Raw genomic sequence first — 14,129 nt, forward strand, 5'->3', positions numbered from 1 at the left:
CGACGGCATAGCCGGGGATATGTCCCCGGCCGGATGTGCGCGACCCCTGCGACGCGCGAGCGTGGACGGGTGACCACGGCGATCAGCACCCAGGGCCTCGGCAAGGACTACGGCGGACGTCCGGTCGTCACCGACCTGGACCTCCACGTCCCCGCCGGGTGCGTCTACGGCTTCCTCGGGCCCAACGGGTCCGGCAAGACCACGACCATGAAGATGATCCTCTCGCTGGTCCACCCGACCCGGGGCGCGATCGAGCTGAGGGGGCGCCCGCTGACACGGGCGACGCGGACGACCCTGCTCGCCGGGGTCGGGTCGCTCATCGAGGAGCCCCCCGGCTACGGCCACCTCACCGGCGGGGAGAACATGCGCCTGGTCCAACGGCTGCTGGGCCTCGACGACGCCCAGGTCGCCCGGGCGGTGCGCACCGTGCGGCTGACCGCCCAGATGGACAAGAAGGTCCGCGACTACTCGCTCGGGATGCGCCAGCGGCTCGGGATCGCCATGGCCCTGGCCCGCGAGCCGGCGCTGCTCGTGCTCGACGAGCCCACCAACGGCCTCGACCCGGCGGGCATCGAGGAGATCCGCGCCCTGCTGTCGGCGTTGGCGGCGTCCGGGACGACGGTGATGGTCTCCAGCCACCTGCTGGGCGAGATCGACCGGACGGCCACGGTGCTCGGCATCCTCGGGGGCGGGCGGTTGTTGTTCCAGGGCGCCCGCGACGACCTGCTCGCCTGCTCCACCCCGGACGTCCTGTTCGACACCTCGGACCCGCCGCGCGCGGCTGCGCTCCTCGGCCGGCGCCACCGGGCGCGGCTCGACGGCGCCGCCGTGCGGGTCGCCGGGCTGGGCCACGGGGTCACCGCACAGGCGGTGGCGATGCTCGTCGCGCACGGGATCGGTGTGCACGGTGTGCGCCGCGACGAACAGACGCTCGAGGACGTGTTCCTCGACCTCACCGGGGGGCGGGGGCTGTGAGCGCGGCAGGCACCGAAGCACCGGCCGTGCTGCGCGCGGAGTTCGCCAAGATGCGCCGGCTGCGGCTGGTACCGGTGCTCGTCGCCACGGTCGGCTGTGTCGTCGTGCTCGCGTGCCGCGAGCTCCTCGCCCCCGGTTTCGCCGCCGACGCGGCCGACCCGTCCGGGCCGGCGTGGGACCGGCTGCTGGCCGCGTCCGCGCTGGCCGTCCGGCTGGTGGGCCCACTCGTCGTCGCGGTGGTGGCGAGCCGGCTGGTCGACCCGGAGCACCAGGGCCGCGGCTGGCTGCTGTGCCGCACCGCCGGACTCCCCGCCGGTCGGCTCTGCCGGGCGAAGTGGGTCGCGGGCGGCGCGCTGCTCGTCGCCGCGACGGCGGCACAGAGCCTGGCCGTGCTCGGTGCCGGGCGGCTGGCGGGGATCGCCGCCGCGGTCCCCGCCGCACGGTTCCTGGGCTGGACCGCTGCGGTCGCGGTGGTGTCGCTCGTGCTGCTCGCCGGGCACCTGCTGCTCGCCGCCCTCGTCCCGAACCAGCTCGTCGGTCTCGGGGTCGGCGTCGCCGGGGTGTTCGTCGGCGCGGTGGCGCCGGCGCTGCCGGGATGGGCGGCGGCGATGACCCCGTGGGGGCACTACGCGCTCGTCGCGCCGGCCGGGTACCGGGGTGGGGAACTGGTGGTCACGGACCCGTCGCCGGTCCCCACCGTTGCCGCGGTGCTCGTCGCGACGGTGCTGTTCGCCGTGCTCACCCGTCGTCTCGACCGCAGGGAGGTCTGACCGTGGGACCGGTCGTCGCAGAACTGATCAAGATCCGGCGCTCGCTCGCGTGGGTCGTCGTCGTGGCGCTGCCGCTGCTGGCGGTGCTGACCGGCACCGTGACCACGGTGGCCTCGGGCCGGCCGCTGGAGGACGGCTGGTCGACGCTGTGGCTGCGCACCGTCGTGTTCCACGGCCTGCTGCCGCAGACCGTCGCGCTCGGCGTGCTCGCGTCGCTGGTGTGGCGGGTGGAACACCGACCCGGCAACCGCAACGCGCTGCGGTGCAGTGGCGTCGGCAGCCGCGCGACCGTCGTCGGGAAGCTGACCGTCCTCGCACTGCTCGCCGCGGCGATGCAGCTCGTCCTGCTCGGGGCCACGGTGGCGTGCGGAACCCTGGTATTCGGCCTGCCCGGGCCACCACCGGCCCGGTTCGCGCTGGTGAGCGCGGTGGTCGTGGTCGCGTGTCTGCCGGTGCTGGCGGTCCAGTCGGCGCTGTCGATGCTGTGGCCGTCGTTCGCGGCGCCGGTCGCGGCCGCGACGGCCGGGGCCGTCGTGGGCGTGGGCCTGCTGCTGACCGGGGTCGCCCCGCTCGTCGCGGCGGTGCCCCACGCCCTGCTCGGGCGGGCGACCCAGCTGGGCACCGGCGTCTTCGCCGACGACGGCACGATCGGGACGGGGACGGTCCTGGGGATCGCGGGGGCCGCGCTGGTGGCGACCGCGTTGCTCGTGGAGGTGTCGGCGTGGCTGCTCGACCGGCGCTGACGGTCGCTCAGCCGTCCTCCTTCTCACTCCCGCGACGGCTCAGCAGCCGGAACCCGGGGATGCCCACGATCGCCTGCCGGACCTCCTTCAGCACGTCGAGCAGCTCGTGCACGTCCGGACCGACACGGTCGAGCGTGGCGAGGATCGGCATGATGTCGTCCTCCATGTGCTCGGTGAACACCGGCAGCTGGTCGACCAGCCGGATCGCGGCGCGCACCTCCTCCTCGGAGAGCTCGTCGACGAAGCGCTGGGCCAGCGGGGCCGCCCGGCGGGCCAGCGGGCCGTAGAGGTCCAGCAGCTCACCGGCCTGCTCGCTGGCGCCCGCGGCCTGCCCGACGACCTCGCCCGCCCGGTCGGACACCGCCTTCGCCGCGGTGACGACACCGGTCGCGTCGGTGGTGACGGTCTCGACCTGCCCGATGAGGCCGCCGGCGCGCTCGCTGATCTCGCCGACGGTCCGGATGAGCCCGCCCGCCTCGCCGGTGACGGTGTCGACCCGCGCGAGCAGCCCGCTCGCGTTCCCGGTGACCACCGACACCTGCTCGACGATGCCCTCGGCGTTCTGCGAGACCGTGGTGACCCGCCGGACCAGGTCGCCCGCCTCCTCGGACACCGTGGTGACGCGCCGGACCAGCTCACCCGCCTCGTCGGAGACGGTGGTGACCCGGCGGACCAGGCCGTCGGCCTGTTCGGACACGGTGGTGACCTTGCGGACCAGGGTGTCGGCCTCGTCGGCGACGCCGGTGACCCGCGCGACCAGCTCCTCGGCGTTCCCGGCGACGCCGGTGACCCGCGCGACCAGCTCCTCGGCGTTCCCGGCGACGCCGGTGACCCGCGCGACCAGCTCCTCGGCGTTCCCCGCGACGCCGGTGACCCGGGCGACGAGCGCCTCGGCCTGCTCCGCGACCGGGCGGACCCGGGCCACGAGCCCGGTCGCCTCCCCGGCGACGGTGTCGACGGTCCCGATCAGCCCCTCGGCACGGTCGACGACGCCGTCCACCCGGTCGAGCAGCTGCTCGGCGCGGGTCGCGATCGTGCCGATCCGACCGACCAGCGAGCCGACCTCCTCCAGCAGCTCCCCGGCCCGGGCGGGCAGCCCGGCGACGGTCCCGGCGAGGTCGCCGGTCGCCTCGACCACGGAGGCCGCGCCGGAGAGCAGGTCGGACGGGCCGGGAACGTCGATACCCGCGATGCGCAGCGCCATGGCCCGGATCATTCCAGTCCGGCGGCCGCGCGGCTCAGGAGTCGGGGGTGCGGGCGCAGAGCTCGGCGATGGTCAGGTCGCGTGGCGGCAGGTTCGCCGCGGTGAACCCGAACGGCGCGGCGAGCTCCAGCCAGCGCCCGGAGTCCTGCAGCGCGGTGAGCCCGCGGTCGAACTCGTCGCGGAAGGCACCGTCGGCGGGGCGGAACGCGAACGCCCCCGCCCCGACGACCGGTCGTCCCGCGACCTCGGGTGCGAACGCGGCGGTCACCTCCAGACCGATGCCCGCGTTGCGGCGGACCTCGTCGAGCAGCGAGATGCGGGTGAGCGCTCCCACCTGCGCACCGCCGTTCGCGACCTCGCGCACCAGCGCGCCCTGCGAGTCGACGGTGACGATGTGCTCCGCCCGGATGCCGGCCGCGAGCGCGTACTCCTGCTCGGCGCTGCCGTCGAGCACCGCCAGCGTCGCCCCGGACCGGCGGACCCCGGCCAGTGTCGCGACGCCCAGCGGGTTCCCGGCCGGGACCACCAGGCCGGTACCCGCCACGTAGTCGGGGCGGGAGAACGCGACCTGCTGGCAGCGCAGCGCGGTGATCGTCAGCCCGACCGCGATGACGTCGAAGCGGCCGTCGAGCAGGCCGGGGACGAGCTGGTCGAACCTCGTCTGGACCGCGGCCAGGCCGCTGCCGCCGAGGTCGGTGACCACCGCGCGGGCCACCTCCGGGCTCTCCCCGGTGGCCCGGCCGGAGCCGTCGGTGTAGCCGAACGGGCGCTCCCCGGACAGCCCGACGACGACGTCGCCGCCGGCTCGGAGCCGGGACAGCGGGTCCGACGGCCCCCCGCAGCCGCCCAGCAGCGGCCCGGCCAGCGCCGTCCCGCCGAGGGCGGCGGCCGCCCCCAGCAGGCGCCGCCGGCTCAGCCGGGTGGTGGTGCGGATCTGCATGGTCCCGCGAGCCTAGGTGTCGATCAGTCGGTCCACTCCGGGGCCCGCTTCTCCAGGAACGACGCCATGCCCTCGCGGGCGCCCCCGGACTGCGACATCGACGCCATGACCTCGGCCGCGACACTGTAGGCGTCGGCCTCGGGGCGATCGAGCTGGGCGTAGAGGGTCTGCTTGCCGACGGCCTTGGACAGCCTGCTGCCCCGGGTCGCACGGGCGAGCAGATCGTCCACGCGGGCGTCGAGGTCGCCGTCGGGGACGGCGTAGTTGATCAGGCCCCAGTCGGCGGCGGTGGCCGCGTCGACCGCGTCCCCGGTCAGGGCCAGCTCCATCAGCCGCTTGCGGCCGATGTTCCGCGCGACCGGGACGGCCGGGGTGTGGCAGAACCAGCCGCCCTTGCCGCCGGGCAGCGCGAACGTCGCGGACTCCGCGGCGACGGCGAGGTCGCAGGACGCGACGAGCTGGCAGCCCGCGGCCCAGGCCGTCGCGTGGACCCGGGCGATCACGACCTGCGGCACCTCCTGCACGGTGCGCATGACCGTCGTGCACAGCCGCAGCAGGGAGCGGACCCCCGCCAGGTCGCGGGCGGCGACGTCACCGAAGTCGTGGCCCGAGGAGAAGGCCTTGCCCTCCCCGGCGAGCACGATCCCGGTCGCGTCGCTGCGTCCGGCGCTCTCGAAGGCGTCCAGCAGCTCGCGCAGGTGGTCCTCGGTGAGGGAGTTGCGTCGCTGCGGGCGGTTCATCGTGATCCGGACCGTGTCGCCGTCCTGCTTGACCAGCAGGTGCTCGTAGTCGGGCATGGGTCGACGGTAGCCCGGAAAACCCTCGACGCCGAGACCCGTCGGGGCTAGCCTGACCGCATGACCGGATTCGTGGATCCGGTCACGAGGTCGGGAGGTGGCGTGACGGCAGTGGTGCCGGCCGGGGACGGGGCGGACCTGGCGCGGATGGAACGGGTGCTCGACGCGGCGGCCGAGCTGCTGGTCCGCCAGGGCTACCGGCGGGTCACGGTGGAGGACGTCGCGCGCCGCGCCGGCGTCGGGAAGGGCACCGTCTACCTGCACGTCCGCAGCAAGGACGCGCTGTTCCTCACCGTGCTGCTGCGGTCGCAGCGGCGGCTGTTCGCCGAGCTGGCCGACCGGATGCTCGCCGAGCACGTCGTCGCCCTGCCCTGGGGGATGTCGCGCGTGCTCTACGAGCGGCTGCGCGCCGACGAGGTCGCCCGGGTGCTCTACCTCGGCGACACCGAGGTGCTCGGCCGGCTCGCTCACGAGGCCGCGGGGACCCTCGGGGAGCTCGGGCGCCGCCGCGACGCCGTGGTGCGCGAGCACTTCCGGCTGCTGCGCGCGGCCCGCCTGGTCGACGACGACATCGCCGCCGACGAGCAGATCCACGCCTGGGGCGCGGTGACCTGGGGGTACTTCCTCGCCGAGGGCACCGGGAGCGCGTTCGCCCCGGCCGGCCCGGCGCGCACCGCCGCACTGATCGAGCACGGCCTGGCCCGGCAGCTCGCCGGGCCCGCCCCCGCGTCCCGCGCCGCGGACCTCGCGCGGGAGGTCGCCGCGCTGTATCGGCCACTGGTCGCCCACATCGACGACGAGTGGAGACGTCGCGTCCGCTGACCCGGGCGCGCGAGGAGAGGAGTGGTGAGATGGCCGCACCGGACACCGGAGCCGTGGACCTGCTGGACCCCGCCCTGGCCGCCGACCCGTACGCCGTCTACGCGCGCCTGCGCGAGCAGGCCCCGACCACGACCGTGACGATGATGGGCAGCCCGCCCGCCGTCCTCGTCACCCGCTACGACGACGTGCGCGCCGTCCTGACCGACCCGCGGTTCGTCACCGACCCGGCGCTCGCGGGCGGGCCGGACATCCGCGAGAAGATCATGGCGAGGATGGGGGTGCCCGACGACGTCGCGGGCTACCTGGTGCGCACCATCCTCACCGTCGACGGCGACGAGCACACCCGGCTGCGCAAGCTCGTGTCGCGTGCGTTCACGGTGAAGCGGGTGGCGGCGCTGCGCCCGCGGGTGGAGGAGATCACCGCCGCCCTGCTCGACGGCGTGGCCGCCGCCGGGGCCGGTGGGGCGCCGGTGGACCTGGTGGAGGCGCTGGCCTACCCGCTGCCGATCACCGTGATCTGCGAGCTCGTCGGGGTGCCCGAGCCCGAGCGCCCGCAGTGGCACGAATGGGGCGCGGTGCTGACCACGATGGACCGCGAGCGGACCGGGCCCGCGCTGCGGGCGGCGATCGCCCACGTGCACGCCCTCATCGACGCCCGCCGGGCCGAGCCCGCCGACGACCTGGTGAGCGCTCTGATCTCCGCCCAGGACGACGACGGCGACCGCCTCTCGGACCGTGAGATGGTCACGATGATCTTCGCGATCGTCATGGCCGGGCACGAGACGACGGCGCACCTGGTCACCAACGGCGTGCTGGCGCTGCTGGGCGCCCCGGACCAGCTCGCCGCGCTGCGGGCCGACCCGGCGGGCTGGCCGGGCGCGGTGCACGAGCTGATGCGCGCCCGCGGCCCGGTGCAGTTCACCCAGTTCCGGTACCCGACCGTCGACGTCGAGCTGGGCGGCACCGTCGTGCCCGCCGGGACCCCGGTCATCGCCGGGCTGCTGCCGGCCAACCACGACCCGCGCGCCTACGACCGGCCCGACGAGCTCGACGTCGCCCGGGAGACCGGGCGGGGCGAGGGACACCTCGGGTTCGGGCAGGGCGCGCACTACTGCCTGGGCGCCGCGCTGGCCCGGCAGGAGGGCGAGGTGGCCTTCCGGATGCTGTTCGAACGCTTCCCCGGCCTGCGGCTCGCCGTGCCGGCCGCGGAGGTCACCTGGCTGCCCCGTCCCGGGTTCAGCCGGGTGGCGGCGCTGCCCGTGCTCACCGGGTGATCGGCAGGAGTGGAGCGCCGGGGGCAGTGCACTGTGTCCTGCGCTCCACTCACGCCGATCATGCCCGCGCGTCGTGCAGGGCCAGCAGTGCCCAGGCGGCGAGCGACTGGGCGTCGGTCAGCTCGCCGCGGCGGACCATCGCCTCGAACCCGTCCGCGGTGAACCAGGCGGCGCGCATGTCCTGCTCGGAGTGCTCGCGGCGCGGCGGGCCCGCGGTCAGCCCGGTCGCGAGGTAGACGTGACCGCGCTGGCTGGACATGCCCGGCGCGCAGTCCAGCGTGCCGAGCAGGGTCATCCGCGCCGCGGCCAGCCCGGTCTCCTCGACGAGCTCGCGCACCGCCAGCTCGGCCGGGTCCACGTCGGCCCGGTCGGGCGCGGTGCCCGCCGGGAACTCCCACCGGCGGCCGCCCACCGGGTAGCGGTACTGCTCGACCAGGTGCAGACGGCCGTCGTCGTCGCGGGGGATCACCAGGGCGTAGGTGGGCTTGTCGACGACGCCGTAGATCCCCCGGGTGCCGTCGGCACGCCGGATGCCGTCCTCCCGGACGGTCATCCAGTCGTTGGCGTACACCTGGCGGCTCGAGGTCTGCTCGATCACCCGCCCAGGATGATCCATCCACCCGGCCTTACAGTGAGCCGGGTGCGTCTCGTCATCGCCCGCTGCCAGGTGGACTACGTCGGACGGCTGACCGCCCACCTGCCCATGGCCCTCCGTCTGCTGCTGGTCAAGCGGGACGGCTCGGTGAGCATCCACGCCGACGACCGCGCCTACAAGCCGCTCAACTGGATGTCGCCACCGTGCTGGCTCACCGAGGAGCCCGGCGTGTGGACGGTGCGGAACAAGGCCGACGAGTCGCTGGTCATCACCATCGACGAGGTGCTGCACGACTCCAGCCACGAACTCGGTGTCGACCCCGGACTGGTCAAGGACGGCGTCGAGGCGCACCTGCAGGAGCTGCTCGCCGCGCACCCGGAGACCTTCGGGGAGGGCCACACGCTGGTCCGCCGTGAGTACATGACCGCCGTCGGCCCGGTCGACCTGCTGCTGCGCGACGGGGACGGCGCGCACGTCGCGGTCGAGGTGAAGCGCCGCGGCGAGATCGACGGCGTCGAGCAGCTCACCCGGTACCTGGAGCTGATGAACCGCGACCCGCTGCTCGCGCCGGTGCACGGGGTGTTCGCGGCCCAGCAGATCAAGCCGCAGGCCCGCACGCTGGCCGTCGACCGCGGGATCCGCTGCGTGACCGTCGACTACGACGCGCTGCGCGGGATGGCGCGCGACGACCTGCTCCTGTTCTGAGGCGGCCCCGCCGGGCCAGCGCGGGCCCGGCCGGGCCCTGCCACGGCGTCTAGCCTGACCACGTGAGTGCCACCGCCGCTGACTCCGCCCCCACGACCGCCGCCGTGCCCGCCTCGGGGGACTTCGCGTCCCTGTCCCCGCGCACCGGGGAGGAGCTCGCCCGCTACCCCGTCCACGACGGCGAGCACGTGCGGGCCGCCGTCCGCGACGCCGGCGAGGCCGGGGTGTGGTGGGACGGGCTCGGGTTCGCCGAGCGCCGTCGCCGGCTCGCGGCCTGGAAGAAGGTGCTGGTCGCGCAGCTCGACCGGGTCGCCGGTGTCGTCGCCGCCGAGACCGGCAAGCCGCTCGACGACGCCCGCCTCGAGGTGGTGCTCGCCATCGACCACCTGGACTGGGCCTCGGCCAACGCCGCGAAGGTGCTCGGGAAGCGTTCGGTGTCCCCGGGCCTGCTGATGGCGAACCAGGCGGCATCGGTGGCGTACCGGCCGCTGGGCGTCGTCGGCGTCATCGGGCCGTGGAACTACCCGATCTTCACGCCGATGGGCTCGATCGCCTACGCGCTGGCCGCCGGCAACACCGTGGTGTTCAAGCCCTCGGAGCTGACCCCGGGCGTCGGGCACGAGATCGCCCGCACGCTCGCCGAGGCCGTTCCCGAGGTGGGCCGCCACCCGCTGCTGACGGTCGTCACCGGGTTCGGGCCGACCGGCGCCGAGCTGTGCCGCGCCCCCGGCGTCGGCAAGATCGCGTTCACCGGGTCCGCCGCGACCGGCCGCCGGGTGATGGCCTCCTGCGCGGAGAACCTGGTGCCGGTGCTCATGGAGTGCGGCGGAAAGGACCCGCTGATCGTCGACGCCGACGCCGACCTCGACGCCGCCGCGGACGCCGCCGTCTGGGGCGGGATGTCCAACGCGGGCCAGACCTGCGTCGGGGTGGAGCGGGTCTACGTCGTCGAGTCCGTCGCGGGCCGGTTCCTGGAGAAGGTGCGGGCCTCGGCGTCGAAGCTGCAGGTCGGCACGGCCACGAACGAGGGTGACCTCGGGCCGATGACGATGCCGTCGCAGACCGAGATCGTGCGCCGGCACGTCACCGACGCCCTGGAGCGCGGCGGCCGCGCGATCGTCGGCGGCGCCGACTCGGTGCCCGCCCAGGGCGGGTCGATCTCGCCGGTCGTCATCGCCGACGTGCCCGAGGACTCCGTCGCGGTCACCGAGGAGACCTTCGGCCCGCTGGTCGTGGTCAACCGGGTGCCCGACGTCGACGAGGCGGTCCGCCGCGCCAACGCCACCGGCTACGGCCTCGGCGCGACCGTGTTCTCCGCGAAGCACGGCGAGCAGATCGCCGAGCGGCTCCGCTGCGGGATGGTCTCGATCAACGGCGTGATCTCCTTCGCCGGGATCCCGTCGTTGCCCTTCGGCGGGGTGGGGGAGTCCGGCTTCGGACGCATCCACGGCGCCGACGGTCTGCGCGAGTTCACCCGCGCCCAGTCGATCGCCCGGCAGCGGTTCGGGATGCCGATCGTGGTCACCAGCTTCCGGCGGACCGCGCGCACGATGCAGACGCTCGTCGGCATCGTGAAGGCCCGGCACGGGCGCTGACAGGCCCCTCCCTCACCCGACGACCAGGACCGTTCCCGCACGTCGGGGTGGTCCTGGTCGCATGTTACCCACTGGTAGCACCTCTGGATGACAGGATGCGCGACGACGCGGAAGACAGGGTTGTCGAATCCAGGAGGTTGCAGCGTGGCACGTGAGTTCCGGACCGTCGGAGTGGTCGGCCTCGGCACGATGGGGGCGGGCATCGTCGAGGTCTTCGCCCGCAACGGTCTCGAGGTGGTCGCCGTCGAGGTGGACGAGGCGTCGGGAGAGCGCGGCCGGGCCCACCTGGCGGCCTCGACCGACCGCGCCATCGAGCGCGGCAAGCTCACCCGGGAGCAGGCGGACGAGCTCCTCGGTCGCATCACCGTCACCACCACCCTGGCCGACCTGGCGCCGGCGCAGCTGGTCGTCGAGGCCATCCCGGAGAGCCTGGACGCCAAGACCGCCCTGCTGGCCGAGGTCGACAAGGTCGTCGCCGAGGACACCATCCTCGCCTCGAACACCTCGTCGCTGTCGGTCACCGAGCTGGCCGTGCGCACCACCCGCCCCGGCAAGGTCGTCGGGATGCACTTCTTCAACCCGGCACCGGTGCAGAAGCTGGTCGAGGTCGTGCGGACCGTCGTCACCGAGCCCGACGTCATCTCCGACGTCCAGGCGTTCGCCGACTCCCTCGGCAAGGTCCCGGTCGTCATCGGCGACCGCGCCGGCTTCATCGCCAACGCGCTGCTGTTCGGCTACCTGAACCACGCGGCGAAGATGTACGCCGAGCGCTACGCCAGCCGCGAGGACCTCGACGCCGGCATGCGCTACGGCTGCGGCTACCCGATGGGTCCGCTGGCCCTGCTCGACCTCATCGGCCTGGACACCGCCTACGAGATCCTCGAGACGATGTACGGCGAGTCGCGCAACCTGATGCACGCGCCGAACCCGGTGTTCAAGCAGATGATCACCGCCGGGCTGCTCGGCCGGAAGACCGGGCGCGGCTTCTACACCTACTCCGCCCCGCACAGCTCCACCGTCGTCGCCGACGGCGAGACCCCGGCCTCGGCCGTGCCCGACGACGTGACCCTGCGCGACGTTCAGCGGGTCGGCGTGATCGGCACCGGCACCATGGCCTCGGGCATCGTCGAGGTGTTCGCCAAGGCCGGCTACGACGTCGTCGTCCGCGGGCGCAGCGACTCCAAGGTCGAGGGCTCGGTCGCGCTGGTGCGCAAGTCCCTGGACAAGGCGGTCGCCCGCGGCAAGCTGGACGAGGCGGGCCGCGACGCCGTCCTCGCCCGGATCAGCGGCACCACCGCGCTGGAGGACATGGCCGAGGTCGACCTCGTCGTCGAGGCCGTCGCCGAGGAGCTCGACGTCAAGCGGGCGATGTTCGGCGCGCTCGACGAGATCTGCAAGCCGGGCGCGATCCTGGCGACGACGACGTCCTCGCTGCCCGTCGTCGAGTGCGCCGCGGTCACGAGCCGCCCCGGCGACGTGATCGGCATGCACTTCTTCAACCCCGCACCGGTGATGAAGCTGGTCGAGGTGGTGTCCACGATCGGCACCTCGCGCGATGTGGCCGCCACGATCCTCGACGTGTGCCAGAAGCTGAAGAAGGTCCCGGTCAGCTGCGGTGACCGGGCCGGGTTCATCGTCAACGCGCTGCTGTTCCCGTACCTGAACGACGCGGTCAAGATGCTGGAGGCGCACTACGCGACCGCCGACGACATCGACGCCGCCATGAAGACCGGCTGCGCGCTGCCGATGGGCCCGTTCGAGCTGCTCGACGTCGTCGGGCTCGACGTGTCGCTGGCGATCGAGAAGTCCCTGTACGCCGAGTTCCACCAGGCCGGGTTCGCCCCCGCGCCGCTGCTGGAGCACCTGGTCACCGCGGGACGGCTCGGGCGCAAGACCGGTCACGGGTTCCGGGACTACACCAAGCGCTGAGGGATCCCGGCACCCCTGGGACACTGGGGGCATGGCAGGACGGCGTGCGCGACGGCCCCGCCCCTCGGAACGGGGGCGGGGCCGTCCCGTCGCGCCGCCGCTGGGCAGCGGCATGACGACCGACCTGGAGAGCGGCCGCGACGGCGAGCACTACGTCCGCCGGGTGCCGGGCGGCACCACCGTGAAGCACTACCGGTGCCCCGGCTGCGACCAGCTGCTGCCCTCGGGGATGCCGCACGTGGTGACCTGGCCCGCCGAGGACGGCCGCGGGGTCGAGGAGCGGCGGCACTGGCACCTGCCGTGCTGGAACGCGCGCGACCGTCGGCGGGCGGGCTTCCGGCGGCACTGAGCGGCGCGGTGCCGGTTCCCGGCGGCCCCGCGCCGCGCGGTGCCGGTTCCCGGCCGTACCGCGCCGCGCGGACGGGTCCCGCTCAGCGGGTGCGTGCGGTGCGCTTGCTGCCGCCGTAGCTGCTGCGGGCCCGCGGCGAGGGCCGGGGGCGGCCGGATCCGGAGCTCCCGCTGCCCGTCGGCCCGGCCGGGGGCTCCGGCTCGCTCCCCGCGGCGGCGGGTCGGCGCTCCGTCGCCGCGACGGCCTCCTCGACCGTGCGGGGCCTGCTCGCGGGGGTGTCGGCCGCGCCCGGCTCCGCGGGAGCCACGGTGGTCGGCGGCTCGGCGATCCCGGCCGCGGGCTGCTCGACGGGGGCCTGCCCCGCGGGCGGCTCGTCGGCGGGCAGGTCGGCTAGGGCCGGGCCCGCATCGAGGTCGTCGACGCCGGACTCGATGAGCGACCGCGCGCCACGCAGCTGCTCGGCGACCCGGGCGCGCAGCCCGATGAGCTGCTCGACGCGGCGCTGGGCGGCGGAGGTGGTCTCCTCGGCGTCCCGGCGGGCGTCGGACCGGATCTTCTCGCCGTCGGTGCGGGCCTGGTCCAGGTCGCGGCGGATCCGCTCCGCGGCCTCGCGCTCACGGCGCGAGATGTCGGCCTCGAGCGCGTCGCGCTCGGCGAACAGCGAGGTCAGCGCCTCGGTACGGCGCTGGTCCATCGCGATCCGGAAGTCGTGCTCGACCTGCTCGCGGTTCTCCCGGGCCTCGGTGTCGGCGCGGGTGATCCGGGCGGTGACGGTGCGCTCGGCCTCGGTGAGCTCGCGCTCGGTGGTGCTGCGCTGCTCGGCGAGCTCGCGCTCGGTCGTCGCGCGCTGCTCGGCCAGTTCGGCCTCGGTGACGCGTCGCCGCTCGGCGAGCTCGGCCTCGGTGCGCTCACGCAGCGCGGCCAGCTCCCGCTCGACGCGGGACTGCTTCTCCTCGGCGGCGCGCTCCCGCTCGGCGGACCGGTGCGCGGCCTCCGCGGCCGTGGCCTCGGCCTGCGCGACCGTCTGCTCGGCCCGGACGCGCGCGTCCTCGACGACGGTGCGGGCGTGCTCCTCGGCCTGGCGGCGCATCTCGGCGATCTCGCGGTTCGCCGCGGCGTGCATCTCGGCGACCTCGTCCTCGGCGAGACGCAGCATCGACCGGAGCCGCTCGCTCATGCCCTGCACGCTCTGCGGCGGGCCGGCGAGCCGGTTGACCTGCTGCTGCATGGCCTCGGCGCGGGTGCGGGCGTCGTCGAGCTCGCGGCTCAGCCGGGTGTTCTGGGCGACCGCCGCGTCACGGTCGGCCGCCAGCATGCGTACCTCGGCGTCGAGCCGGCGCAGGTGGCTGTCGACCTGCGCCTGGTCGTAGCCGCGGCGCGCGATCGAGAAACCGGTCCGGGGTACGGGCACATCGTGGTCACCGGCCATGT

Annotated in this window: 14 protein-coding genes; 9 read left to right on the plus strand and 5 right to left on the minus strand. The window is 74.7% G+C overall.

The genetic code is table 11. The features are described 5' to 3' along the window. Positions 1-69: 69 nt before the first annotated feature. From KPF22_RS07505 to KPF22_RS07515, 3 genes are read left to right on the plus strand one after another with little or no spacing between them, the layout of a single operon-like run. Positions 70-975, plus strand: a complete 906-nt coding sequence (locus KPF22_RS07505; RefSeq protein WP_224401564.1) for an ATP-binding cassette domain-containing protein — start codon at positions 70-72, stop codon at positions 973-975. Beyond that, entirely contained in the window at positions 972-1,745 is a 774-nt protein-coding gene (locus KPF22_RS07510) for an ABC transporter permease (RefSeq protein ID WP_224401565.1), read from the plus strand. Before KPF22_RS07505 ends, KPF22_RS07510 begins: the two co-directional genes overlap by 4 nt. Positions 1,746-1,747: 2 nt before the next feature. Next, the gene (locus KPF22_RS07515) at positions 1,748-2,488 is read left to right on the plus strand and encodes an ABC transporter permease (protein ID WP_224401566.1); all 741 of its coding nucleotides are present in this window, start codon (positions 1,748-1,750) and stop codon (positions 2,486-2,488) included. A gap of 7 nt (positions 2,489-2,495) precedes the next feature. Here the strand turns inward: KPF22_RS07515 and KPF22_RS07520 are convergent, their stop codons facing one another. Genes KPF22_RS07520 through KPF22_RS07530 form a run of 3 tightly spaced genes read right to left on the minus strand, consistent with a single transcriptional unit; the run spans position 2,496 to position 5,429 of the window. Continuing rightward, the gene (locus tag KPF22_RS07520) at positions 2,496-3,692 is read right to left on the minus strand and encodes a methyl-accepting chemotaxis protein (protein ID WP_224401567.1); all 1,197 of its coding nucleotides are present in this window, start codon (positions 3,690-3,692) and stop codon (positions 2,496-2,498) included. A gap of 34 nt (positions 3,693-3,726) precedes the next feature. After that, positions 3,727-4,632 (minus strand): transporter substrate-binding domain-containing protein, encoded by a 906-nt coding sequence (locus KPF22_RS07525; protein ID WP_224401568.1) that lies wholly within the window; start codon positions 4,630-4,632, stop codon positions 3,727-3,729. Between the two features lie 23 nt (positions 4,633-4,655). Next, positions 4,656-5,429 carry an enoyl-CoA hydratase-related protein gene (locus tag KPF22_RS07530; protein WP_224401569.1) on the minus strand — a complete coding sequence of 258 codons (774 nt, stop codon included), beginning with the start codon at positions 5,427-5,429 and terminating at the stop codon, positions 4,656-4,658. A gap of 102 nt (positions 5,430-5,531) precedes the next feature. Between KPF22_RS07530 and KPF22_RS07535 the strand changes: the two genes are divergently transcribed. Together KPF22_RS07535 and KPF22_RS07540 are read left to right on the plus strand one after the other, a co-directional pair. Further along, the gene (locus KPF22_RS07535) at positions 5,532-6,251 is read left to right on the plus strand and encodes a TetR/AcrR family transcriptional regulator (protein WP_224401570.1); all 720 of its coding nucleotides are present in this window, start codon (positions 5,532-5,534) and stop codon (positions 6,249-6,251) included. A 29-nt stretch (positions 6,252-6,280) separates the two neighbouring features. Next, positions 6,281-7,525: a cytochrome P450 gene (locus tag KPF22_RS07540; protein ID WP_224401571.1), complete on the plus strand. Its 1,245-nt coding sequence runs from the start codon at positions 6,281-6,283 to the stop codon at positions 7,523-7,525. A gap of 58 nt (positions 7,526-7,583) precedes the next feature. Here the strand turns inward: KPF22_RS07540 and KPF22_RS07545 are convergent, their stop codons facing one another. After that, on the minus strand, positions 7,584-8,078 hold the full coding sequence (locus KPF22_RS07545) for an NUDIX domain-containing protein (RefSeq protein ID WP_374107486.1): 495 nt from the start codon (positions 8,076-8,078) through the stop codon (positions 7,584-7,586). Between the two features lie 87 nt (positions 8,079-8,165). On the opposite strand from KPF22_RS07545, the gene nucS reads away from it, so the two are divergent. The 4 genes from nucS to KPF22_RS07565 all read left to right on the plus strand — a co-directional run bounded on the left by nucS (position 8,166) and on the right by KPF22_RS07565 (position 12,698). Further along, positions 8,166-8,825, plus strand: coding sequence for an endonuclease NucS (gene nucS, locus KPF22_RS07550; protein ID WP_208824842.1), 660 nt, complete (start codon positions 8,166-8,168; stop codon positions 8,823-8,825). A 62-nt stretch (positions 8,826-8,887) separates the two neighbouring features. Continuing rightward, positions 8,888-10,420 (plus strand): aldehyde dehydrogenase family protein, encoded by a 1,533-nt coding sequence (locus KPF22_RS07555; protein ID WP_373324022.1) that lies wholly within the window; start codon positions 8,888-8,890, stop codon positions 10,418-10,420. A 144-nt stretch (positions 10,421-10,564) separates the two neighbouring features. Next, complete coding sequence (locus tag KPF22_RS07560; protein WP_224401573.1) at positions 10,565-12,349, plus strand: 3-hydroxyacyl-CoA dehydrogenase family protein; 1,785 nt, start codon at positions 10,565-10,567, stop codon at positions 12,347-12,349. 31 nt (positions 12,350-12,380) lie between these two features. Further along, positions 12,381-12,698: a hypothetical protein gene (locus tag KPF22_RS07565; protein WP_062397326.1), complete on the plus strand. Its 318-nt coding sequence runs from the start codon at positions 12,381-12,383 to the stop codon at positions 12,696-12,698. An 82-nt stretch (positions 12,699-12,780) separates the two neighbouring features. Here the strand turns inward: KPF22_RS07565 and KPF22_RS07570 are convergent, their stop codons facing one another. Further along, entirely contained in the window at positions 12,781-14,127 is a 1,347-nt protein-coding gene (locus tag KPF22_RS07570; RefSeq protein ID WP_224401574.1) for a hypothetical protein, read from the minus strand. Positions 14,128-14,129: the final 2 nt, after the last annotated feature.

Source organism: Pseudonocardia sp. ICBG1034, from assembly GCF_020131375.1.
GTDB lineage: Bacteria > Actinomycetota > Actinomycetes > Mycobacteriales > Pseudonocardiaceae > Pseudonocardia > Pseudonocardia alni.

Excerpts from the sequence above, each read along its gene's own strand:
- KPF22_RS07520 (WP_224401567.1), bottom strand. The coding sequence starts at position 3,692 with ATGGCGCTGCGCATCGCGGGTATCGACGTTCCCGGCCCGTCCGACCTG.
- KPF22_RS07525 (WP_224401568.1), bottom strand. The coding sequence starts at position 4,632 with ATGCAGATCCGCACCACCACCCGGCTGAGCCGGCGGCGCCTGCTGGGG.
- KPF22_RS07530 (WP_224401569.1), bottom strand. The coding sequence starts at position 5,429 with ATGCCCGACTACGAGCACCTGCTGGTCAAGCAGGACGGCGACACGGTC.
- KPF22_RS07540 (WP_224401571.1), top strand. The coding sequence starts at position 6,281 with ATGGCCGCACCGGACACCGGAGCCGTGGACCTGCTGGACCCCGCCCTG.
- KPF22_RS07545 (WP_374107486.1), bottom strand. The coding sequence starts at position 8,078 with ATGACCGTCCGGGAGGACGGCATCCGGCGTGCCGACGGCACCCGGGGG.
- KPF22_RS07565 (WP_062397326.1), top strand. The coding sequence starts at position 12,381 with ATGGCAGGACGGCGTGCGCGACGGCCCCGCCCCTCGGAACGGGGGCGG.
- KPF22_RS07570 (WP_224401574.1), bottom strand. The coding sequence starts at position 14,127 with ATGGCCGGTGACCACGATGTGCCCGTACCCCGGACCGGTTTCTCGATC.